21 protein-coding genes and 2 pseudogenes are annotated in these 23,840 nt (G+C 39.8%); 6 read left to right on the top strand and 17 right to left on the bottom strand.

Annotation, left to right across the window (positions count from 1 at the left end; genetic code table 11):
• Nucleotides 1–97 precede the first annotated feature (97 nt).
• Nucleotides 98–2,665, top strand: coding sequence for a TonB-dependent receptor (locus tag MSC25_RS00630; protein WP_248442109.1), 2,568 nt, complete (start codon nt 98–100; stop codon nt 2,663–2,665).
• 80 nt (nt 2,666–2,745) lie between these two features.
• Here the strand turns inward: MSC25_RS00630 and MSC25_RS00625 are convergent, their stop codons facing one another.
• The 3 genes from MSC25_RS00625 to MSC25_RS00615 form a co-directional block, all read right to left on the bottom strand.
• The gene (locus MSC25_RS00625) at nt 2,746–3,789 is read right to left on the bottom strand and encodes a branched-chain amino acid aminotransferase (RefSeq protein ID WP_083901793.1); all 1,044 of its coding nucleotides are present in this window, start codon (nt 3,787–3,789) and stop codon (nt 2,746–2,748) included.
• 150 nt (nt 3,790–3,939) lie between these two features.
• Nucleotides 3,940–4,992 (bottom strand): acyl-CoA desaturase, encoded by a 1,053-nt coding sequence (locus MSC25_RS00620; RefSeq protein ID WP_248442108.1) that lies wholly within the window; start codon nt 4,990–4,992, stop codon nt 3,940–3,942.
• Nucleotides 4,989–6,032, bottom strand: a complete 1,044-nt coding sequence (locus tag MSC25_RS00615) for an FAD-binding oxidoreductase (RefSeq protein WP_248442626.1) — start codon at nt 6,030–6,032, stop codon at nt 4,989–4,991. Before MSC25_RS00615 ends, MSC25_RS00620 begins: the two co-directional genes overlap by 4 nt.
• Before the next feature lie 400 nt (nt 6,033–6,432).
• On the opposite strand from MSC25_RS00615, the gene MSC25_RS00610 reads away from it, so the two are divergent.
• The 5 genes from MSC25_RS00610 to MSC25_RS00590 all read left to right on the top strand — a co-directional run bounded on the left by MSC25_RS00610 (nt 6,433) and on the right by MSC25_RS00590 (nt 10,407).
• On the top strand, nt 6,433–7,533 hold the full coding sequence (locus tag MSC25_RS00610) for a PQQ-dependent sugar dehydrogenase (protein WP_248442624.1): 1,101 nt from the start codon (nt 6,433–6,435) through the stop codon (nt 7,531–7,533).
• Nucleotides 7,534–7,673: 140 nt separating this feature from the next.
• Complete coding sequence (locus tag MSC25_RS00605) at nt 7,674–7,853, top strand: DUF6435 family protein (RefSeq protein WP_029772742.1); 180 nt, start codon at nt 7,674–7,676, stop codon at nt 7,851–7,853.
• Between the two features lie 608 nt (nt 7,854–8,461).
• On the top strand, nt 8,462–9,151 hold the full coding sequence (locus MSC25_RS00600; RefSeq protein ID WP_248442107.1) for a hypothetical protein: 690 nt from the start codon (nt 8,462–8,464) through the stop codon (nt 9,149–9,151).
• Nucleotides 9,152–9,287: 136 nt separating this feature from the next.
• The gene (locus MSC25_RS00595; RefSeq protein WP_248442106.1) at nt 9,288–9,908 is read left to right on the top strand and encodes a hypothetical protein; all 621 of its coding nucleotides are present in this window, start codon (nt 9,288–9,290) and stop codon (nt 9,906–9,908) included.
• 55 nt (nt 9,909–9,963) lie between these two features.
• Complete coding sequence (locus MSC25_RS00590; protein WP_248442105.1) at nt 9,964–10,407, top strand: hypothetical protein; 444 nt, start codon at nt 9,964–9,966, stop codon at nt 10,405–10,407.
• Between the two features lie 26 nt (nt 10,408–10,433).
• On the opposite strand, the pseudogene MSC25_RS00585 reads toward MSC25_RS00590, so the two are convergent.
• The 14 genes and pseudogenes from MSC25_RS00585 to MSC25_RS00520 all read right to left on the bottom strand — a co-directional run.
• Nucleotides 10,434–10,709: pseudogene (locus MSC25_RS00585) on the bottom strand (GNAT family N-acetyltransferase); the annotation flags it as partial.
• Nucleotides 10,709–11,263: pseudogene (locus MSC25_RS00580) on the bottom strand (SDR family NAD(P)-dependent oxidoreductase); the annotation flags it as partial. The pseudogenes MSC25_RS00585 and MSC25_RS00580, both read right to left, overlap by 1 nt.
• A gap of 145 nt (nt 11,264–11,408) precedes the next feature.
• Nucleotides 11,409–11,912 carry an Mpo1-like protein gene (locus MSC25_RS00575; RefSeq protein WP_096739468.1) on the bottom strand — a complete coding sequence of 168 codons (504 nt, stop codon included), beginning with the start codon at nt 11,910–11,912 and terminating at the stop codon, nt 11,409–11,411.
• Nucleotides 11,913–11,984: 72 nt separating this feature from the next.
• Nucleotides 11,985–12,671, bottom strand: a complete 687-nt coding sequence (locus MSC25_RS00570) for a Crp/Fnr family transcriptional regulator (RefSeq protein WP_024033419.1) — start codon at nt 12,669–12,671, stop codon at nt 11,985–11,987.
• The gene (locus MSC25_RS00565) at nt 12,668–13,324 is read right to left on the bottom strand and encodes a hypothetical protein (protein WP_248442103.1); all 657 of its coding nucleotides are present in this window, start codon (nt 13,322–13,324) and stop codon (nt 12,668–12,670) included. Before MSC25_RS00565 ends, MSC25_RS00570 begins: the two co-directional genes overlap by 4 nt.
• 543 nt (nt 13,325–13,867) lie before the next feature.
• A complete protein-coding gene (locus MSC25_RS00560) occupies nt 13,868–17,014 on the bottom strand; it encodes a PilC/PilY family type IV pilus protein (RefSeq protein ID WP_248442102.1) in 3,147 nt (1,048 codons plus the stop codon).
• A 477-nt stretch (nt 17,015–17,491) separates the two neighbouring features.
• Complete coding sequence (locus tag MSC25_RS00555) at nt 17,492–17,902, bottom strand: hypothetical protein (RefSeq protein WP_004587208.1); 411 nt, start codon at nt 17,900–17,902, stop codon at nt 17,492–17,494.
• A 239-nt stretch (nt 17,903–18,141) separates the two neighbouring features.
• Nucleotides 18,142–18,684, bottom strand: coding sequence for a M23 family metallopeptidase (locus MSC25_RS00550; protein ID WP_248442101.1), 543 nt, complete (start codon nt 18,682–18,684; stop codon nt 18,142–18,144).
• A 28-nt stretch (nt 18,685–18,712) separates the two neighbouring features.
• Nucleotides 18,713–18,982: a YrhK family protein gene (locus tag MSC25_RS00545; RefSeq protein WP_004587206.1), complete on the bottom strand. Its 270-nt coding sequence runs from the start codon at nt 18,980–18,982 to the stop codon at nt 18,713–18,715.
• Between the two features lie 226 nt (nt 18,983–19,208).
• Complete coding sequence (locus MSC25_RS00540) at nt 19,209–20,552, bottom strand: SPFH domain-containing protein (RefSeq protein WP_004587205.1); 1,344 nt, start codon at nt 20,550–20,552, stop codon at nt 19,209–19,211.
• Nucleotides 20,545–20,883 carry a hypothetical protein gene (locus tag MSC25_RS00535; RefSeq protein WP_039972209.1) on the bottom strand — a complete coding sequence of 113 codons (339 nt, stop codon included), beginning with the start codon at nt 20,881–20,883 and terminating at the stop codon, nt 20,545–20,547. Before MSC25_RS00535 ends, MSC25_RS00540 begins: the two co-directional genes overlap by 8 nt.
• A 266-nt stretch (nt 20,884–21,149) precedes the next feature.
• Nucleotides 21,150–21,557 carry a hypothetical protein gene (locus MSC25_RS00530; protein WP_096739465.1) on the bottom strand — a complete coding sequence of 136 codons (408 nt, stop codon included), beginning with the start codon at nt 21,555–21,557 and terminating at the stop codon, nt 21,150–21,152.
• 270 nt (nt 21,558–21,827) lie between these two features.
• Nucleotides 21,828–23,084: a sodium:proton antiporter gene (locus MSC25_RS00525; RefSeq protein WP_004587202.1), complete on the bottom strand. Its 1,257-nt coding sequence runs from the start codon at nt 23,082–23,084 to the stop codon at nt 21,828–21,830.
• A gap of 152 nt (nt 23,085–23,236) precedes the next feature.
• Nucleotides 23,237–23,644 (bottom strand): hypothetical protein, encoded by a 408-nt coding sequence (locus MSC25_RS00520; RefSeq protein ID WP_248442100.1) that lies wholly within the window; start codon nt 23,642–23,644, stop codon nt 23,237–23,239.
• Nucleotides 23,645–23,840 lie beyond the last annotated feature (196 nt).

Genomic DNA, 23,840 nt, shown 5'->3' with positions numbered 1-23,840 from the left:
TAATGCGGTTTATGTTCTCAAAGCAGCTCCACTAAAAAGTAGCAGCTATAAAAACAAAAACTTTAAATCAATGGGTGATCAGATGAGGATTAACAACATGAATAAAAGCCTACCGTTTAGGTTAAATAACTTAAAAGTGAGTACAGCAGTGGCTGTGGGTGCATCGCTTTCGCTATTTGGTGCGTTTTCTGCACACGCGGCACAGCAAACACCTCAAGCACAAGAAGATATAGAGCAAATTAGCGTAATTGGCTCACGCCGTTTAGGGCGCACAGTCGAAGACAGCGCCGTACCTATTGATATTATTGGCGCTGAGGCGCTTACCAGTTCAGGCCTTACGGAAACAAACGCGCTACTGAGCAATTTGTTACCAAGTTTTAACTTTCCACAGGCATCACTTACCGATGGCAGTGATCATGTACGCCCTGCACAACTTCGAGGTTTAGCACCCGATCATACCTTAGTGCTGGTTAATGGGAAGCGTCGTCATAGTAGCGCACTGCTTAATTTAAATGGTTCAACGGGGCGTGGCTCATCTTCTGTAGATTTAAATGCAATACCAGCTAATGCAATTGAACGCATTGAAGTTTTACGCGATGGCGCTGCGGCGCAATACGGCTCTGATGCTATAGCGGGTGTGATTAATATTGTACTTAAAAGCGCAAGCAGTGGCGGCTCCCTTGCGGCTATTTATGGGGCTAATATCACCGAAATGGATGGTGTACCTCAGCTTGAATCGGTATCTGAGGGTAGCGATGGCAACCTAGCATTTACCGAAGGCGGCGAGCGCTCTTTAACCGATGGGCAAACGCTCACTTTGCAAGGTAATATTGGTTTAGAGCTTGGTGATAATGGCTTTTTAAACATTTCGACCGAATACCGCGACCGCCACTCAACTAACCGTGCCGATTACGATCAACGCGAAAACTACAACCGATTAGAAGATGGCTCGCTCGACCCCCGCGAGTTTACAGTTAACCGTTATAACCATAACTTTGGTAATGGGGATGTAGAAGACCTATCGGTTTTTTATAATGCAGGGTATCAACTAGCTAACGATGCAGATTTGTATTCATTTGGCTCTTACTCTAAACGTGAAGGTGAAGGCGCTGGTTTTTATAGACGCGCAAGCGATAGCCGTAATATAGAAGAAATATACCCTGACGGTTTTTTACCTGTGATCACCTCAGATATAAACGACTACTCACTCGCGTTAGGTGTTAAAGGCTTTATAAGTGATTGGAACTACGATGTATCGGCTGTGTATGGTGAAGATGCGTTCGAATTTGGTGTAACCAATAGTTTAAATACGTCATATGGCCCCACTAGCCAAACACGCTTTGATGCAGGTACGCTTACATACGATCAACTTACTTTAAATGTTGATTTAAGCCGCGAAGTGGATGTCAGCTTTTTAGAAAGCGCGGTAAGTGTTGCCATTGGGGCTGAGTACCGCACAGAAGGCTATCAAATAGAAGCTGGCGAAGAAGCCTCATACGCACAAGGCTCATTTGGCCCAGGTGGCGTAGTCACAGGCGAAGATGGCCCATTTGGTGCAGCAGGTGCGCAAGTATTTCCAGGCTTTACCCCCGAATCAGAAGGTGACAACAGCCGCCACAATGTAAGCTTTTACATAGACTTAGAAACCTACCTGACAGATGATTGGAACATAGCTGTGGCAGCCCGTTATGAGGATTACTCAGATTTTGGCGATACACTTAACGGCAAAATTGCAACGCGCTATTCGTTAACCGAAGATTTAGCCATACGCGCTTCAGCCTCAACAGGATTTAGAGCACCTTCATTACAACAGCAATATTTTACCTCGGTTGCTACCGTATTTGTTGATAGCGTTCCGACCGAAACCGGCACCTTTGCACCAAGCAGCGATGTAGCCAAAGCGCTTGGCTCACCGGGCCTTGATGCCGAAGAAGCCACTAACTACGGGGTTGGCTTTACTTGGTCTACCGATTTTAATTTCAGCTTATCGGTTGATTACTATCAAATACTAATTGATGACCGTATTGTTTTATCTAATAATTTATCGGGCGCAGCAATAGAAGAGTTGCTAGCAGGTACGGGCGCTAACCAAGGCCGCTTTTTCTTAAACGCTATAGATAGTAAAACGCGCGGTGTTGATGTGGTTGCCTCGTACAACTTAATCACCGATGGCTATGGCGATATTGCCTTTAACTTAGGGTATAACTACGGAAAAAATGAAGTCACTGATATTATTGACCCGCCCGCTGAACTGCAAGGTGCTGGGTTTGATCAAGACAACTTGTTCTCAGGTACAGAGCTGCGCCGCTTTGAAGTAAGCACCCCGCGCAATAAATACAATTTAAGTGCTACATGGACCCATGATGCGCTGCGTACCACACTAAGAACTACGCGTTATGGTGAAACCCAAGACCCTTCATCAACGCCTGAGCTAAACGAGGTATTAAAGCCTAAGTGGCTCACTGATTTAGATGTAGCCTATGCCGCTACCGATAACCTAACGCTTAGTTTAGGTGCCAATAACATTTTTGATGTATACCCAGATCCTACCCGCGAAAATGTAGAAGAAGTCTCTACTTTTTCTCGCTTGTTTGCTTATTCGAGCTTTTCGCCCTACGGATTTAATGGCCGTTACGTATACGGCAAAATAGAAATGAAGTTTTAAGCGCTATACATTTCAAAAAGTACTCAAAAACACAAAAGCCACCTAGTCGGTGGCTTTTTACTGCGAACTGCTCAAATCAATTAGATTTTAGTTAACCAGCCGTGTTTGTCTTCACTTTTACCCCATTGAATATCGTTCAATGCTTGGCGTAATCGCGCTGTTGTAGGGCCTGGCTCACCACTGCCTACTTTGTATTCTTTATCGTTATGAATAAACGTGCCTACCGGCGTTAACACCGCAGCTGTGCCTGAAAGCGCAGCTTCTGTACCTGGCTTTGCAGCACGCTCTAAAAGCTCGGTAACGCTAAAGTTACGCTCGCTTACCGTCATACCTAAGTCTTTTGCAATGGTTAAAATGCTATTACGGGTTACGCCATGTAAAAACGTGCTATCAAGCGCTTTGGTAATAATTTCGTTACCGTCAATAAGAATAAAGTTAGCAGCACCTGTTTCTTGTACGTCGCCACCTGGGCAAAACAAGATTTGATCGGCTTGGTATTTTTCGCGCGCTGCGCTAATTGGTGCAAGTGCACTGGCGTAGTTACCGCCACTTTTTACCATGCCCATGTGCGGGGCACAGCGCATGCCATCTTCTTCAAGTAATACACGCAGTGCAGTAGCACCGCCTGTAAAGTAATCGCCAACTGGCGATAAAAGTGTATATAACAACGAGCTCATTGACGGTGCAGCCGCTTTACCAATGGCAGCTTCTGTTCCTATGTGAGTTGGGCGAATGTACATAGAGCCCGGTGGCAATGGCGTTTCATCAGCATACTCTTTAACAATCTCGATAATCATGTCTTTTAGCATTTGACCGTCAAAGCTTGGTAAGCTTAATAACGCAGAGCTTTGCTGCATACGCGCAATGTTTGCATCTATTCTAAAAATATAAATAGAGCCATCTTCGTGGCGAAAAGCTTTTAAGCCTTCAAAACACGTGCTTGAATAATGAAGGACGTGCGCGCCCGCATGAAGTTCAAGTTTATCGGAAGGGACGATTGAGCTTTCGCTCCATTGGTTATCAGAAAAACGAGCTTGAATCATCTGCGGCATAAACACGGTACCGAATGCGGCCATTTTAATCTCTCTTGTGTGGTCTATTTTTCTCCATTGTATGACATTCATGCATCATTTAACCATAGCAAAACTGAGGCTTTTTTAATTATCAAAAAGAATTTTTTGCAACTACTGTTTATAAATTAGCCATATTGTTAAGCACATACAAAAAAGCCGATTAATGCATCTTCATTAATCGGCTTTTTAAAGGCACATTATTTATTTAAACGAGTACCTAATAATACGTTTTAATACCGAGCTATACTGTTTAAAAAAACCACCGGTATGATAATCAATACCGTGCTTTTGCATAACGGCTTGCACTTGCGGGGCCACTTCTTGATAGCGTGAGGACGGCATATCAGGAAATAAGTGATGCTCAATTTGGCAACTTAAATGCCCAGTTAAAACATGAAACCAATGCGGGCCTGTAATATTAGATGAGCCTAAAACTTGGCGATAGTACCACTGCCCTTGCGTTTCGTTTATGCAGTCCTCTTGTTTAAAGGTTTCTGTGTCCTCGGTAAAGTGGCCACAAAAAATAATGGTTGAGGTCCATAAATTACGGATTAAATTTGCCAGTAAGTTGCCTGCTAATACCCATAAAAACAAAGGGCCTGCCAATAAAGGAAATATCACATAATCTTTTATTAATTGGCGCGCACCTTTACTAAAAAAGCGCTGTTTTAGGGTAGAATGCGATACACCCCCTTCGCGGTTTTCTTTCTTTTTACCAATAAACACACGCTCAGCTGCCAGTTCGTGATACGACACACCCCACTGAAACAGCACACTTAAATTAATATACGTAATAAACTGCCACACATTTTTTAAGCGCCATTTAAAATCATTGCTTAAACGTAATAAACCATAACCAAAGTCGCGGTCTTTACCAATAATATTAGTGTAGGTGTGGTGTTCAAAGTTATGAACGCGATGCCAACTTTGCCCATCGCAAGCAATATCCCATTCATAATGCTGCGAGTTAAGCTGCTTGTCGTTCATCCAATCGTATTGGCCGTGCATAACATTGTGGCCAATTTCCATATTGTCTAAAATTTTTGCCAGCGCTAATAGCAGTACACCCACAACCCATAAAAGTGGCTGAATAAAGCCCAGCATAAGTAAAATACGGCCACTCCACTCACATAGCCGCTGCTTTTTAACAACCGAGCGAATGTAGTTTGCATCTTGTTGCCCTACTTTGCCTAGCGTATCCATTTTTATGCTATCTAAATCGTGGGCTAACAGATCAAAGTTTATGTTTTTCATAGCTGTAACTCCAAGTCGCTAACAGGTTGACTTACACACAGTTGAATTAACTGCTCGCCGTTATCACTCAACTCACCAGTTTTTAAATTACGCACCACGCCAGACTTTTTAATGCACTGGCACTGGTGGCAAATACCAATGCCACACCCGCGTTTAACCGGTAATTGTTTTGCTTCAAACTGTGCTAACAATGCGTTGTTGGCATTTACGACATGAGCGCTGCTATTAATCTGCACGTTAAACAGGCTGTCGTCATTTTGGCTTGGCAGCGTTAAACCAAATGCCTCTTGGTAGTAATTTAAATGATGTTTTTTAGCAAAGTCACACACCGTTTTCATGAAGTTTGCAGGCCCACAGCAGTATATGTCTGGGTTTTCCCATACATTTACATGGCGAGTAATATCATCTGATTGCTCGCGTGTGAGCAGTAAAAACGAAAAATGCGAAAACTGGTTTGCTAATGCGCTTAGCTCGTCTACACATTGGTGCGCTGCGGCTTTGGCATAATAAATCAGCGATACTTTTTGTGTGGTATGTTTTAAATGCTCACTAATCATGGCAAGCATAGGTGTAATACCCGAGCCGCCAGCTATAAACGTTGCATTGTTTTGGGTGTTTTTATAAACAAAGTCGCCACTAGGCGCTGAAATATTGCACCACTCACCGACTCGTAAAGCACTGCTTAAAAGGCTTGTAAAACGCCCTTGCTCATTAGTTTTAATTAATAAACGCACCAAGCCCGTAGTTTTAAATTGCTCAGGGCTTGAGGCAACCGTAAAAACACGAGTTAATAAACGCCCGTTTATTTCTACCGTTAAACTAATATGTTGGCCAGCAATGTGTGCCTGCCAGTGCTGAGTAGGCTTTAAGGTAATACTTAAAAAATCACCATTGTGCTGCGTCAGCTCTTCTATTTTTGCTCTATAAAGACCAGCACGCCACGCAGGCTTAACCATTTGCATAATGGGCTCAATGTAGCCTGCAAAGCTTTGATGGTGTAAAAACCACTTCGAAAATTGGTCTAATACTTTAATAATCATCACTATTAATCTCTTGGATATTAAATATTGAATTTGAACTTACATGTGTACGCTCAAACTTCAGCGCACAAGTGTACGCCCAAAAAAATTAATTTCAATAGTATTAGAGTAAATATTCAGTTTTTTAGCGCAATTTTTACGCAGCTCTCTAATTTAAAACGCTGTACTAAAGCCTCAATTAAGGTGTAATAAATAGCTGTTTAAAATATTAAAACCAGCCATACAGCACTTCGGGTAAACTCTTTATGATTGAAATATATATAGTTTTTATTAAAGCGCTACATTTAGCAAAATCATCAACAGCATGCTAATGTAGGTATTACTTGCTTATTTATTGGACAGGACAACAACTGTGTTTTTACCTATAAAAACGATTGCTAAAACATTATCAACGGCGTTTATAGCTGTACTCGTTTCAACGCCGGTGGCAGCTGTAGATTACAAAACCCTTGATGTATTACCGCTCAATGTAAAGGCCGTCAGTGTGGCTAAAGGGGTAACTATCCCCTGGGCTATTGAGCCGTTAAGTAATGGTGATTTACTTATAACCGAGCGAAGCGGCGCACTTTATTTACTGCCTAAAAACTCATCTAACTTAACTAAGCTCTCGGGTTTGCCACAAATTGATGCAAACGGGCAAGGCGGTTTACTAGATTTAGCCCTACATAGCGGACCAGACGATAGCCAATGGCTTTACATAACTTACTCAAGTACCCACGGCGCTAAAAGTGGCAGTAATACAGCCCTAATGCGCGCCAAGCTTAGTGACGATCGCACTGAGCTTTTAAGCACACAATTACTTTATAAAGGTGAGCATAACAGCACAAAAGGCCAGCACTACGGAAGCCGTATTGTGTTTGATAACCAAGGGTATGTTTACTTTTCGATTGGCGATCGCGGCTCGCGCGATAAAAACCCGCAAGACTTAACCCGTGATGGTGGTAAAATTTATCGCTTACACGCCGATGGCCGTATTCCTAAAGATAACCCGTTTGTAAATCAAAAAAGCGCTAAACACGCTATATGGTCATACGGACACCGTAACCCTCAAGGCATGTGGTTTGATAAAACAATACAAACGTTATGGTCTCATGAGCACGGCCCACGTGGCGGCGATGAGCTAAACATAGTTAAAGCGGGCGCTAATTATGGCTGGCCGGTGGTTAGTTATGGTGTTAATTACAGCGGTACGTCGTTTACCGACATACAAGAAAAAGACGGCATGCAATCGCCCGTACTGCATTGGACCCCCTCCATAGCCCCTTCTGACATGTTATTGGTTAGCAGCGATAAGTACCCGCAATTAAAAGGCAAGCTTTTGCTATCGTCTATGAAGTTTTCGTTTTTAAGTGCACTGGAAATATCTAACAAAGGTGTTTCAAAGCAATATAAAATTTTAGAAGGGATAGGCCGCGTCCGCAGCTTAGCACAAGGCAGTGATGGCTATATTTACTTAGGCATTGACGGACAAGGAATTAAACGCCTTGAGCCTGAGCAATAAAACCGTTAGTAACCGCAGCATAGCAAATAATGCGTTTACCTTGTTTTATATAACAAGGTAAACGCCCTACGGCTAAAAGAACTATTTAGCTCTTTGTAGCGTATGGTAATGCTAATACTTTTATAAAACTAAGGAGCCACATGTTTTCACTATTTAAATCAGACCCGACAAAAAAATTACGTAAAGAGTACGATGCAAAGCTTGAGCAAGGCATGCAAGCACAGCGTAAAGGCGACATTAAAAGCTACGCCATGTTAAGCGCAGAAGCCGAAAAAATCTGGAGTGAAATAGAAGCGCTTGAAGCAAAAAAAGCCAGATAATACCAATCGTGTTAAGTAATTAGACATTTATAGCGACGGATAAATAGAGTGATAACAAGGCATAAATTTCGACATGTAGTTTTTCTGCATGAGAAATTTATAACGCAGTTAACGCTTTATTTAGCACGCGAGAAAGGCTAAATATTTAAGTCGATTGGTATAAATATCGTGTCTGTACTGTTTTAAAAGTAGAAAGACGCGTTTAGTAAATAATTCATCACCTCGTTTTATAGCCTCCACCAGCCAAAAACCACCTTTTATAATAGGCTTGCATAAACAAATGTACTTAAAGCGGTTACTTATATTTTCGATGCTGTTTTTAGTGGCGGTTAAATGATTTAAAAAAGGGGTTTGGTTTTCATTTTAAATCTTTAACTGCTGTATTTGCTTACAGCGCTGGCGTTTTTCCTCCTAAGTCAGAAAATGAGGATAATTTCCTCTTTTCCACCTGCCATAAAAAGAACACCCCGCCTTAAAGTTTAATACTCGCAATGTGTTACAAGATTTGTTATTAATATTAAAAATCATTAAGAGGACATACATTGCTCATAAAAAGAGGAAAGTGTCCTCTAATAAAGCTGTTAGCCGTCATGGAGTTTATATCGAGCATGGAAGTGTTATTTAATATTTTTTGCTTTGCCCTTGGTGCTCTTTCGATATACCTGACCGCGTATTTAAAGGTCAAGGGTAAAAACCGAGCACTAATTGAAGATAATCGCCAGCTTGAAGAAGACAAACAGAAGATTGTTGCTAAGTATCGCGCCGAAACAGAAAAAATTAAAAAACAGCACTCTTTAGATATTGAAAAGAGAAAATATCAATATGAGGATAAAAGGCTTCAATTCTCAAAATACTTTTCTCTACTTGATGAGTTCCACGGAAAGTGTAATTCAATCTTTGTAGAGAAGTTTCAGCCAATTATGGCTGAATTTTTAACGGCTTGTTTACAAGATGATGAGGCAGCCAAAAATAAAGGAATTGTTAAATATAATCAAGACGTTCAATCGCTTGTATTTGAGTTAAACGAGGAACATCTTAAAGTTAAAACTGAACAAAATAGTATTCGGTTGATAGCTTCGAAGGAAGTTGACGCGTTACTGGATAAGCTAGAAATTGCGGTAAAGAATGCAACCGACGCTTCTACCGAAATGCTTAGATTTATGTCAACGCAAGAGTTCTGGGCAGATCAAACTTTGATCACTCCATATCAGGAAAAAGCGACCATATTCGGGCAGGACGTACAAAACTGTCATAATGCTTTAAAGGAGCAAATGAAGCTAGAGCTGAATGAGATATGACGGCTAACAAACAACTGTTGTCACTCACTGCGTTCGCTGGGACACAAATACATGGGCACCCTCGCTTCGCTCGTAATTTTAGCCCATATATTTGTGCCCCAAAGTTGAGGCGTTATATTTCTTAAGAGAGATCTATTTGAATCAGTATTTATCCACATTACTTAGTTCCATCGGTATCGATCTCGAACACTTAAAATATAAATATCTTAGTCCCCAGGAACTTACATATATCGATAAGCTGTTGGCATCTAAGAAAGATTTCGAAGGAACTTTTTATACTGATGAACATGGCGATAAATTGGAGGTGTTGCTAATGTTTCTGAATGCCCATAAGGAGGGCATAATCAATATTATGGAAGGCAAAGGGAAAAAAGAGACACTAAACGAGCTATTTACCTCAAGTGTAATATCAGGAAGTTATGATTGTTTTCGCTTTGATTTGTCAAAGTTTCCTCAAAGCTACACGCCTTTGAATCAAGCTTTAACATTATATCGAATAGGTAGAGATGGTGAGTCTAAACAGGATTTAGGTTGCTCGTGGGCAAGGGAAATTGAAGGGCTTAGTGCTTTTTACCATGCATCTGGAATGTCCGAATCCATGCTTAAAGCTAGGCCAGTATTCCTTATGGAAATAGATGATTCACAGGTGCTGTTCGAAGGTAATGCAAGTGAGCATGAATTAGTATTAAAGCCTAATTTTACACTCAATACATTAAAAAAGCTTGATGAAGAAAGACGAAACCGAATTAGCAGCTAAATGATCCAACGAAATATAACAAGGCGTTATGTGCCAGTACAATATGGAGTAAGCATTGATTTTTAGTGTTCAATCAAAATTATTAATTAGTGCAGGTGTTATAGCTTCCGCTTCTGCGATCTGGCACCTACTCTGTATTTTTGGCGGTCCTAGTTGGTTTGCATTTGCTCGGGCACCTCAACAAATAATCGACTCTTCGATTCAAGGAACTTTACTTGCTCCAATTGGAACAATAATCGTTGCAAGCTTAATGTTTGCTTGTACTATTTTTGCTTTTTCAGCAGTTGGTTTAATTCGCAAAGTTCCTCTGCTCAAATCAGCTTTAATTACCATTGCAATGATCTGCTTATTGCGGGGATTAATTGCTGTTCCTACATTTGTAACGTCCTCAGGTTTAGATACTTGGCAAATTGTAGCGAGTACTGTTTGGCTTTATGTTGGTATTTGTTTTTCCGCTGGTAGTATAGAACAATATAGTCTTGGTAAATTAGGCACATAGAAAACTTCTTAAACTCTTCGCCCCATTTATAAGGTCTCACTATTATTTCCCTCATACACATTTGCAGGATTTATTTGCATTAGCAGTGCTGGATTATCTATCGGTTTAAACCCGTATTGCGCATAAAGGCCATGCGCATCAGAAGTGGCTAATAAAAAGCGCCTGAGCCCTTGCAGCTCAGGGTGCTCTACTATCGTTTTAACCAGTAACTTGCTCAGACCATTACCTTGCAAATCTGGGGTAATAAATACATCAGCCAAATAGGCAAAAGTGGCGTTGTCGGTTACTACGCGGGCAAAACCATAGAGCCGGGGCAAATAGTTAAGCAATGAATATTATGCTCTGCAAGCTCTTCACGCAGGCAATCCATAAAGCCCACTACCGCATATTTAGAGCCTGAATAGCCCGTTCTAAATTTAGAGCCTACTTTACCCGCAACGCTACTAATAGAGACGATTGAACCGCTTTGTCTTGCTACCATACTAGGCGCCACCGCTTTAGTAAGTGCAATTAGGCCAAAATAGTTAACTTCCATCAACTGGCGGTAAACATTAAATTCGTTTTCTAAAAATAGGCTGCGCTGCGATACCCCACCGTTATTAATTAAAATATCGATAGCAGGTAATGTACTAATTAAATCAGTAACTTGAGCTAAAACAGCTTCAGGCGATGACAAATCAAGAGGCACAATAATGTGGCCATCGCCATGTAAGCTTTGTTTTAGTTCGTTAAGTTTATCAACGCTTCTGGCTGATAAAATAACCTTGGCACCCAGTGCTGCAAATTGTATTGCGAGCTCTTTGCCAATACCTGATGATGCGCCGGTGATCCATACGGTTTTATTGTTGTATTGCATGGGTTATTTGCCTTTATTATTTTATCCGCTGCTAATAGCAATCGTATTAAGTTTTAAACGTTTATAGCGACAGATATATGATTTATAACGTGGTTAACGCTTTATTTAGCACACTCGAATAACTAAATATTTAAGCCGCTTAGCATTATGCCTTGGTGGGGCCTGCTATGGCGTTAACTTCATGCTCTAGCGATTTATAAAGCCCCATTAAAAATAAAAACTCAACGGTTACATACAACGGGCCAATAATTAAGCCAATTAAATCATCTACAAACGCAGGCTTTTTACCCTCATAATAATGGCCAATAAACTGCAGCACCCAGCCAAATACAAACACGCCCACGCCAATACTTAACCAAGGCCAAAAAGCCATAGCAGCGATTGGCTGGGCTGCTAAAAGCAATAAGGTAAACAGTACACCCATTATTAAGCCAAGTGACACGCTCAGCATTAAGTAATACACTACGCTTGCAAAAACAAAAAGCTGCGCGCCATCAATAAGAAGGCTGCCAATGGGTATTTGAATACGCGCTAACAAGCACAGCACCGCAAATACAATAAGCGGAATACCAAAAAAATGAGTTAAAACATTGCGTTTAGAGCGATGGTACAAACCGTATGTACCAAGCTGTTGCTGTAGAGTTTTCATGTGTGTGCCTTTTATTGTGTTTTTTACACTATATCAGGCTTTTAAAATATCACTCTGTCGGGAAGCCGACATTTACTGATTACAAAGTAACTCTAAAGCAGATTGGTTTAAAATGGTCACTTTGTTATAGCCGACCTCAATGAGTTGCTGCTTTGCTAATTTTTTTAAAATTTGATTGGCGGTTTGCCGCGTAAGGTAAGTCATATCAGCTAATTGCTGCTGAGATAAAGTAAACGTATGGCCATTACTATGCGCTAAATGCGCGCACAATATAAGTAAGCGTTTTGCAACGCGCTGCTCGGCACTTAATAGTGCGTGATCTTCCATGCTAGTAAACATAACTCGCAATTTTTGGGCAAGAAGTAACCCAAAGTCTTGCCAATAATGCGGGTATTGTTTTAACAGTTGCTCTAGTGCACGTTGCCCAATAAAACACAGTGTTACATCGGTTTGCGCATAAACATCGTGCGTACGCATTCCGCGGTCAAATAAAGTGACTTCGCCAAACCACAGCGAGGCGTCAACAAAGCTTAAAACAGCTTCTTTACCATTATTACTTACCCCACTAATACGCACCACACCACTTAATACAGCATAAATACCGTCGTGTTTATCACCTCGTAAAAAAAGAGATTGGTGCGCGCTAAGGCTTAAAGTTTTTGCGTGGCTTAGTAAAAACTGTTTTAAGTGTGCATCACGCTTAGAAAACCACTGCCCTTGTTCAATAATGTTACAATGTGCTTTACTTAATCCATTCATTGCATTGTGTTTATATGTGGTTGAAGCTCTATTGCCAACGACTTCGGCAAGTCTAAATTACTGGCAATAACAAAGTCGTTATACGCCTCATTACCAGAGAAAAACTCCGCAATAAGCGTTTTATTTTTATATACGTTCACTGAAACACCACTGCCCATACCACCAGCATTAATAATGTAGTAATAGTAATTGCCTTTGTTAAAAAACAAAATACTTTCGCCTACTTTCCCTATTTGACGATAGTAGCTACCAAATGGCTGCGCAGCAGTGGCCGTATACTCTAGGCCAATTTTTTGCTCAGTGCCATAACGATAAGTAATAGCTGAGTTATCATTGGCCACACACACAGACAAAATATTATCAGTGGGCTTTAGTGTATAAGTCACTTTTGCGGTTGGGTTGCGTATAACCTTTTGCATTTTTGCATTTATATACGCTGTTTCACCACGTTTACAGTGACTTGGTACAATTCCCTCTATTAGGCCTTCTACAACAAGGTGCTTTTGCTCGATAGCAGTAGCCGGTAAATTAGCGGTTTCGTTTTTAGCCACTAATGGCGTTTTACTGCTACTAAATAAACTCACTTCCTCATCGCAACCATTTAAAAAGAGTACGGGAATACAATAGCAAAAAGAGAGCAATTTGAAACTCATACTAATTCCATCTAATACAACTTAACCTTAAAATAGCGGCAAAATTGAGCACTAGCAACCATTTAAAATGGTAAGTTTTATAAATCTTTTTTTTAACCATGTTATGCAAATATTGCTTTACTATTTAGTGACTTATTTAATATTTATTTACACAATAATTGGTTTATTTACGAGCAATTCATAAACCAATTAATACCCGTATGTCTATTTTCAATATAGGGACAATAAACCCTCTTTTTATAATACTTAAACACAATAATTGCGGATAAATGTGGGCTTTTATTAATACAAATTCGCTTGGTTAGGTAATCTATTTTAGATAGGAGGCGTGTTGAATTTTAGGCAAAAAAATTTTTATTACGATTTTCTAAATCAAAAAGCTTCAACGTAGCTAGGTTTGCTTTGGCATAAAAAAGTGTCTAAGTATTATTGCAAATGGGCATTAAAATACGCAATATCATTAGTTAGGAGAGAAAATTAGCGCATGCTTTTTTTAAAGCATGCGCGGTAAATAAGCGCTGTGACTCCTGAGCTAAGGCTAACCTAATCAGATGAAGAATCGTTTTCTTTACGCTTATATATGTAGGTTTGCTGCGTTTTAAAGCCAAAGCCTAATGTATCACTGTCATTTACAAGTTTAACTTTACCATCAACAACAGTTAGCCCTGGTCCGTTAATTTCAGGCGGTTTGATAGGGTTTACTGCGCCTTCCCCAGTAAGGCTCGGGCCGATTAAATAAAACTGGCTTACTTGGCTAACAGGTATTGTTTCTTCGTACTCGTAGCCACCACCTGGGGTACCGTCATCTGGGTCACCATCATCAGGTGTTGGCACATCACATAATCCATTATTATTAGCATCTATACATGAGTCGCCTTCACCAAAATACAACTGAGCGGTGTCGGGTACATCGTAGCTGGTAGTAAATTTAAGTTGGTCGTACACTTTTGTGCCATAGTGCAAATGAAAAGCGTACATTGCACCACCGCCTCCAGTTAAAGAACACTGATTTTTATCAGACTCTAGTGCAGGTGTAAACGATGTATAATAAGCTACGCCTCCTACTACGGTGGCTGCAGCTAATGATTTTTCACCATTACTTAGCTCATATCGCCACCCTTTAAAGCCTGCTAAATCAGCTTCAAGTTCTACAAACTCATCTACATTATCTAGTGCATTGCCAAATGGGTCGTCATTCATACGCATTAAATCACTTGGCACTATGGGCTCTGGCGTATTTTGTGAATCGAAGGTTTTAGTTACGGTTTGTTCATCGCGAATCATGTAAAGGTGATCTTGCTCATTGGTTGCAAGCGGATTTGAGCGATTACCACTGCCTATAACGATTGCATCGTAAGGCGTATCTAATCGTGTGGTTATTTCTTCATCGCCATAGATCGTTTTGCTCACTTTACTAAACATAGTACGTGCCACTAGTGGCTTGTAAAAAAAGCGTCGGTCTTGCGTTGCTAATGAACTGCCAAGCTCTGCTAATTTGTAATGAGAAAAACTATTTTTGTCAGAGCCTGGCATATCCACACGCCAAATATTACCCCCCGTATCGGTGGCATATAAACGGTCAATGTAACCATCATAATCTGAGTCAAGCGTTGCTATATCGGCAGCTATACTGTGCTTACCTTGGAAATTATTATCCTCGGGCGTTAACGCCCATACTCTTTCGCCGGTTTTAGCCTTAACAATGTAAATGCCCGTGCCTGATTCATCCTCGCTACGAATCGCGTTGTCTTTGTTTGTATCGTATCCGCCACCAAATACCAGTAAAGGCTCATCTCCAAACGCTTTAATATAGGCTATTTGTGGTTTTGACCAGGTTTGAGCTAGGTATTCAAACCCATCTGAGCCGCCTACAATAGGCTTACTCCAAAGCTGTTTTGGTTTATCTGGTGAGCTAATATCAAGTGCATAATAGTTTTTACCCCCGCGGCGCATGCCAGCAAATGCCCATACTTCATCACCTTTAGTGGCATCTATTACTCCGTCATTTAAGCCGTCACTGTTTAAACTTTTATTGTTAAAAAACACACTAATAGGCCCATCCATACCATATACTTTAGTATTGGCTTGATTTGTACGAAGTGCAGGTATGTTTTTTAACAGCTCAGCAGGCATAAACGCCCACTCCTCTTCAATGCTGTTACCTTTATCGTTAAACATGTGCAGAAAGCCAGCATTAGTGCCCACTAAAATACGTATGTTGCCATCACCATAATCAATAGATACCGGTTTAGAATGCAAAGGATCACCAAAAATATTGGCACGCTGATCTACTGATGAGCTATCGCTATCTTCGTTATCTACATCCATGCCTCTTGCCCAATTAATATCATTGCGCGAGATAGCAATATCAGTGCCCGGTATGATGCCACCTATGGCGTCTGACACTATATTTAAAATTTCTTTAACTCTATCAAAGGTAAAATCAACAATACTACCGTCCGAATCTATATACAGTTTGCGGCTTTGTGAGTCTAAGCTTGAAAGTAAGTAGTTTACGCCCCCTTGTGCGACTAAATTACCATCGGCCGGTTTATTTGAAGGTAGCCAAAACGTGCGAGCGTCTTCTTTAATTAAGCCGTCGTCACCTATCGCCTCACGGCCTGTAGAGTCAACTATGTTAGAGCCCGACATAACTAATTTTTTTAAATTTCCGCCCCAACGAGCCCCGGTCTCAGGGTAGAACATAGCAAAATAAATTGCTTCTCGGCTGCGGGTTTGGTCAACGTTATTACTGGCAACCGTAGGCGATGAAAAGCTATCGTTTACTTCGCGTATTCTAGAAATAGTATTATTTAATGCTTCAGAGAGCTCTGCTGAGGTATCTGCGTGAAGGTACTCGCCACCACCTAGTTCAGCGGTTTTTTCAAGAAGCGTTTTACCTTTGCTACTCATGCCACTACCAAAACCAATAGTAAATACGCGGCCTGTGTCTGCTACTTCCGGTGTGTCTTCGTAAAGATCTATTTCAACGTCTTGTGTACCATGAATTATTTGCGCTAATACCGCTAAATAACTGTTACTTGTTTTACTTGGGTTATAACCAAATTTTTGCTTGTATAAATCTTTAATATCGTCATTACGGTTATTATCCTGAGTAGGGTCGCCGTCGGTCATTAATATTAAATTTATAGAATTATCACAGCGCTCTTGCGAACCATATGCCTGTCTAAACGGCGATATATAATCAGGGGGCGTTAAAGGGTTGTCATTGGTCTCTACACTAAAGTCACGTTGATTGGTATTTTGTCCATACCAAACGGTTTGGCCTGTCATATAAAGGTAGGCTTCCCATAAGGTTTCTGTAACGGGGGTGTTTCCGCTAGCAGGTAGCTTTTCAATTTGGCCTAAAATAGTGTCATGTGATGAGCCTAAACCAGCCATAATATAACCACCGTTGTTACCATTAAAACGCATTAAACCAAAGTCAATGGCGCTATTATCATTAACCAGTTGGGTCATGGCATCTTTAGCTGCATCTATTTTTTTAGGTCCGTTGTAAGGAAGCTTACTTCCCATACTTCCGGAGGTATCAAAAATAATCACAACACGGGGGTTTTCATCGGTTTCTACGTTATGGTTTACGTATAGCTCTATATCTTCGGCGGTTACAGAGAGGCTAACAGTTGCTGCAAAAAAAGATGCAACAATGCGATTGAAGGTAAGTTTCATTTTAAATCCTTTTATCTGCGCTAAAATCACGTAGTTCCATTAAAAGTGCAGTTACTTATTTATTTTTAGTTTTAATTAGAAAAATGCACAAAACAGCTAAATGACATTAAACATAAACTTATTTACAAAGATTAATGTTAACTGAATTTGCTATATTTTAAGTACTTTAATGAAAATAGACGCAAATATAAAGAAATTTAATACCCTTAGAGCATTTTATATACGCTTAGCCATTAGTAAAATATCCCGATTTTAAAAACAATTAACCCTGTGATTCTCGGTTAACCTTACTTGCAATGGTGTTATTACCATATTTTAAGTTTAAAACCCCCAATTAAAATAGGTATTTAAGTGAGGATACACGTTAAACCCGCTTAAAAATTAACAACTCACATTGGTTAATTTCAAAAATAAAAACTAAAAAGCCCCCGCGAGTTTATAAACTCGCAGGGGCTTTTTAAGTGCTAAGTAATAAATTTATAACGATAAATCTTCTTTAGCACGCGTTAAATTATGAGATACCAGTGAGTTTTTAGAGATTTGATACGCTTCGTATAAATCTGAAAGGCCTGCGGTGTCTTTTTTTGCCATCATGCGGGCTACACCACGGTTACTTAATGCAAACGATGTAAGTTCGCGTACTTTTAAACGTGGGCCACGGCTTTCTTTTAATAAGGCAATTGCTTGTGTACAAATGGCTTCAGCTTCTGTGTAGTTTTTAGATTCTACATTAAGTGCACAGCTATTAAATGGCTGTTCAAACTCCGGCGCGGCTGTTACAGAATCTTCAATAACCATTAATTTGTAGTCACTTTGATCAGCCATTGCAGCAGCTGAGCAAGTTAATAATGAGCCAAGAGCGATGGTTTTTAAAAGTGTACGTTTCATGATTATCTTCCTGTTTGGTTAGTCGTACTTATTGGCGACAACTTAACTTTAGATAAATCCTCTCCCCCCGACAAACGATAAAAACAAACCTAATAAGTGAGAAAATCTAACTTATAGACTTTAGTCTAATGCCTGCTTTAAATAGCGTTTCTTTCACTCTCAAAAAAATACAGCAAAAACAAGTGAGTTAACAACGTTGGCAGCTAATCAGTAAAGGCCCATCCATACATAAAACTGAGTTAGTTAGCAGTTAACTTTTTATGTGGGTTTAAAAAAAACATCTTTTTCCACCCTTGTCTTTGTGTTGTAAAAAGCCACGGCATAGGCATAAGCGATAATATAGAATAATGCACATGAGGTTGCTTTCCTGCAGCATTACCGGTATCACCCAGTAAGCCAATTTGGCTGTTTATGCTAACTACATCCCCTGCACTTACATTGTAGTCATTTAAATGTGCAAAATAATGCACTCGCCATTTTGCACCTAATACCGCAACCACTTTGCCACCTCGGTTTAGTTCACCTGAAAAAATAACAATACCGCTTGTTGCAGCAACCACAGGCGTGTTTTTAGCGCCAAAAATATCAATTCCTTTATGTACACCCGAGCGCCCCCACGGCTCATACCAAAACGTATTGTGGTTCCAATCTTTACTTGTAGCGCCTTGCACAGGAATTACTAGCTTCTCAGGAATGAGTAAACCCACTATTAATAAAATTATAACTGCGCCCAAAGTCCACTTTAGTAGTTTCAATGCATTACCTTTGCTGTAAGTCGTCATTAAATTATTAATTACAATACCTGAACGCCTAGTGAGTATTGTTAGAACGAAACACTTTTTTTACGTGAACTAAACTCATTAATTTTAATACAGGTTTTATTATTAATTGCGCACTGCCAGCTATAAAAAGCCAGGTACCGCTTTCAACTAATGACTCATTTAAAAAGAAAAAGCTACCAATTAAAAACCACACCGCAATTAAAAAATCGTTAACTGCGCCTAATGCTTCATAACGGCGTTGGATAGTAATATGCTCTTGTCCTAAGTCTAAATTAAGCTGATTTTTGCTGGAGCCCATCAATACTACTCACTCTTTTTTACTGTGTAATTGAAAAACTGTTTTCACTAGCATCTAATACCAATTCGCTTAATTAAGTATTATTACGCATTGGTATAGGCTTATCTGCATAATACAATAGCAAAAAACACATAATAAAAAACGCTGGCTGATATATCAGCCAGCGTTTTTATTGGTGTAGAGTCTTTATAGCCAAAAACTCACTATTGCTTGTATATTTAATTGTTTATTTTTGGTCTTTTTCTAAACGTTTTTTAAGACTTAAAGCCGCATCTGCCGCTAATAATCGCATAAATTCAGAACCATTGCTTTGTTCGCCCTGCCCTGCACCTATTACAATTTCAGGCACTAAACGGCTTTTTCCTAAACTATTGAATAAAGCAGTTTGAATTTTCACCTCAGCTTTTAATGTTTCATCAAACACATATTTAGGATCAAGCGCTGCTGATTTAGCACGTAAGCGTGCCTCAGCTAACACATCCATGCCTAGTGCTTCTAAACGCTGTTGCTTTAATATCTCTTCTTGCTCTTTAGCCAACTCAGCTTTTACAGCTACACGTTGCTGCGCAGAAATAATAGCATTCGCTTTAATACGCTCGGCATCGATTTGCTCTTTAATTTTAAGCTTTTCAGACTCTGCCCGCTGCTTTGCTATTGCTTGTTCGCCTAAGGCAACTTCTGTACGCGCTTGTTGCTCTGCTTTTTTAAGATTTTGACGTGCCAAGGCTTCATCTGCAGCCGCTTGCTTTTGCGCTTCTAAGCGCGCGTTTACTTTACTTTCGTAGTCAATATCAATAATACTTGCATCTACAACAGTAATACCATACGCACCTAAAATCGGCGCATTACGCAGCGGTTTACCCTCTTTATCAGATTTAATATTTACCGTTACACGCTGCTGTTTACTTAAGCTACCTAGTTCATCGCTTTTATCCCGCTCACCGCTGCTGATTATTTGCTCAGTAACAAAAATACCATTAGTAAGTTGATCAGAGAAGTCTTGGCTAAGTTGCCCGTTTCCACCAGAATAATGCTGCTCAACCGACATCATACGCGCCGACGCTTTAACGTTTTCTGTAGTAGCACGCATAAGTAAATTAGATATAAGCGTATCTTGCGAACCAAACTCTTCGTGTATTTTTAGTAATCCACGTAATTCACCTTTTTCAGTGGCTGGTACATTGCCTGGCAACCTAAAGCGCGATACACCACGTGCACCACCGGTTGTTGTATCCAAAAAGCGTATTGGAATAAGAGGTACAATTGCACTGGCAGTCGCGTTTTCGTCACCCGTAAAGTTAATCGATATAACCTTTTTATAAGCAGATGTAGTGCCAAATGCTTTTAAGTATGGGCCAGCTTGGTTAATAACCGTTAACTTTCCGGTAAACGCCGATTGATGAACTAAGCGCTCGTCAGCTTCGTTCCAAGAAATAACTTGTGAAGTAAGCGTTGCTATAACAGCCAACACAACCACTATTGATGTTACTAAAATGACATTTCGGCGGCCAAAACGACCTATAAATGATTGTGACTTTTCTTCTGGAACCGCTTTTTTATCGCTATCCATTTTCATTACTCTCCATGTTTAGTTTTTTCTTAACAAAGTAAATAATTTCTTGCTCGCTTAAATGCGCACAAAAACTACCTGAGCGATGCAATTCTATAAATGTTGCAAGGATCTCTTCTTTGCCTTTTATTTTTTTATGTTTATCTGCTTGGGCTTGGTTTTTATCCGTAAGTTGAGTAATAAGCTCATCTACAATGGTGTCTTTATCAAACAGCACATTGTATTCCTTAGTTTTTCTTACTCGGTTTTTGCGTATATTGCTATAAATAACATAAATAGCTAAACACAAAATAATAACCAATGTACTCAACCCAACAATATAGAAAATCATATAACCTGCTTATATTTAGTTGAATGATTACGTCAATAACAGGTGTTATAAATCAATAACAAATGTTAACTCATTAATTTTACAGAAACCTCGTATAAAAAACAGGTAAAAGTAATAATTCCAAAAATTAAGCTTTCTAAAACGGGCTTTCTCGCTTTTAAATTTACATGTGAGTTTTATAAAAAATTTTATTACACGCACAAAAAAGCCCCTACCGAATATAAATCGGTAGGGGCTTTTTTGTGACTCTCGCTAATTAAATTGCTTTATAAGGCAAGCTCTTCTTTAGCGCGAGTTAAGTTATGAGACACTAAAGTGTTTTCAGAGATTTGTACTGCTTCGTATAAATCAGCTAATGCTGCTGTATCGTTATGCGCTTTTAAACGTGCAACGCCACGGTTGCTTAAAGCGTACGATGTAAGCTGGCGTACTTTAAATTTAGGGCCTTGTGCATCTTGTAATAGTGCAATGGCTTTAGTACAAATTTCTTCAGCTTGAGCGTAATTTTTAGATTTAACGTTAAGTGCGCAGCTATTGAATGACTCTTCAAGTGGCAATGGTGCAGTAGCGGTTTTGATAACCATTAGTTTGTAGTCACTTGAATCAGCCATTACAGCTGCTGAGCAAGTTAGTAATGAGCCAAGAGCGATGGTTTTTAAAAGTGTACGTTTCATGGTTTGTCTTTCCTAATTAAGTTAGTCGCGCTTGTTGCCGACAACTGAACTTTAGAGTAATAGCTCAGCGCCGACAAACGAGAAAAACAAACTCAATAAGTGAAGAAAATTAACCTATAGACTTTAGTCTAATATACGTACAAATTTAAATGTTTAACAGCGTGTAAACCAGCGTAATTACTGCTTGTTTTGAAAAAGGTTTTAAAACGAATCTTATGCTGTAGCTACGCAAACAAGCCAGCGAAATGTACAAAAATCAGTCTTTATAATTTATTTTGTTTTTATGCTTTTGGCGACTTTTCCTACGCTCAAGCCTTGCACTAAAATTGAAAAAACCACCACTGCATAAGTTAAAGCCAATAATATATTACGCTGCGCTCCATCAGGGAGCTGCAACACCAGTGCCACCGAAATACCGCCACGTAACCCTCCCCAGGTTAACACTTTCCATGCACCGCTGGGCAGCTCGAGCTGTTTATTAAAAATAGTTGTTGTTAGGCCAACCACAATAAGACGTGCGCATAGCGCAATTAAAATGGTTAAAACGCCCGCCACCAGCAAATTAGCTGAGTACACAATCATTACCACTTCAAGGCCAATTAGCACAAATAAAATGGCATTTAAAATTTCATCAATTAGCTCCCAAAACAAATCAACATAGTGGCGTGTTTTATCACTCATGGCTAAATTACGGCCATGATTACCCACCATTAATCCCACCATAACCATCGCAAGTGGCCCCGATAAGTGCCAGTGACTCGCCAATGCATAACCGCCTATAACACCCGCTAGCGTAAGTAATACTTCTTCTTGGTAGCTATCTATTGCTTTTAATAAATAATTTAAAGCACCGCCCAATATTAAACCAAATATTATACCGCCCCCCGCTTCAACAGCGAGTGTATGAGCCACTGAGTATGTAGTTGGCATATCACCACTGGTTAAAATTCCTAATAAAAGCGCAAATACCACCACGCCTATACCATCATTAAATAGCGACTCCCCCGCTATTACGGTTTCAATACTTTTAGGCGCACCAGCAGAGCGTAAAATACCCATCACCGCTATCGGATCGGTTGGCGAAATCAACGCACCAAATAATAAACACCATATAAACGATAAATTAAATCCCAATAAAGGCACTACTACATATAACGCTGTAGCAATAATCACTGTTGAAACTAGCGTACCCACACACGCTAAAATACCTATGGGTAATTTATAACGTCTTAAGTCACTTACATTAACGTGCAGCGCCCCAGCAAAAAGCAGCATTGAGAGCATGCCATCGAGCAATACATGAGTAAAATTGAGTTGATCAAGTAGGCTTACTTCGTAATCAATAAGTTCATCAAACCCTAAAAAGCCCAAAAATATGGCCGCAATAGACACTAAAAGCGAAATAACCATCACCCCAATGGTGGTTGGCAGGCCAATAAACCGATGATTTATATAAGCAAGTAATGCGGTTATAGATAAAAAAATCGCGCTAATTTCAAATATGCTCAACGTACTGGTGACATCCATAATCTAGCTCTCTTAAATTTAAAGCCTAATAGGTAGTTTCCACTTTTATGATTTGCACTTTTTAACCGTGCAACGCAAAAAGCCCATGTTAAGAATAAACCTAACATGGGCTTTTTATACACTGGCTTAATTAAAGCATGTTTAGTGCTTTTTTATAGCGCAAGCTCTTCTTTAGCAAGTGTTAAATTATGCGATACCATTGTACTGTTAGACATTTGCACTGCCTCGTACAAATCAGCAATGGCTGCGGTGTCATTATTTGATTTTAAGCGCGCAACACCTCGGTTACTTAACGCGAATGACGTAAGTTGGCGTACTTTAAATTTAGGGCCGTCTGCATCTTTTAAAAGTGCGATTGCTTTTGTACAAATTGCTTCAGCTTCAGCATAGTTTTTTGACTTAACATTCAGTGCGCAACTATTAAACGACTGCTCAATTGGCTGCGGTGCAGTCGCTTGTTCGATAACCATTAATTTGTAGTCACTTGTATCAGCCATTACAGCAGCTGAGCAAGTTAATAAAGAGCCAAGAGCGATGGTTTTGATAAGTGAGCTTTTCATGATTATATTCCTGTTGAGTTAGTCGTGCTTGTTGCCGACAATTCAACTTTAGAGAATTAACACAAAACCGACAAACGATTAAAACAAAACCAATAAGTGAAGAAAATTAACTTATAGACTTTAGTCTAATGCCAAACTAGTAAGCAATTCATAGCAAGTGCTTTAATTATAATTAGTAAACACCACCTAATTTAAC

Source organism: Pseudoalteromonas sp. 1CM17D, assembly GCF_023161805.1.
In the GTDB taxonomy this organism is placed as follows: domain Bacteria; phylum Pseudomonadota; class Gammaproteobacteria; order Enterobacterales; family Alteromonadaceae; genus Pseudoalteromonas; species Pseudoalteromonas atlantica.
This window is presented reverse-complemented; position numbering and strand designations above follow the sequence as displayed.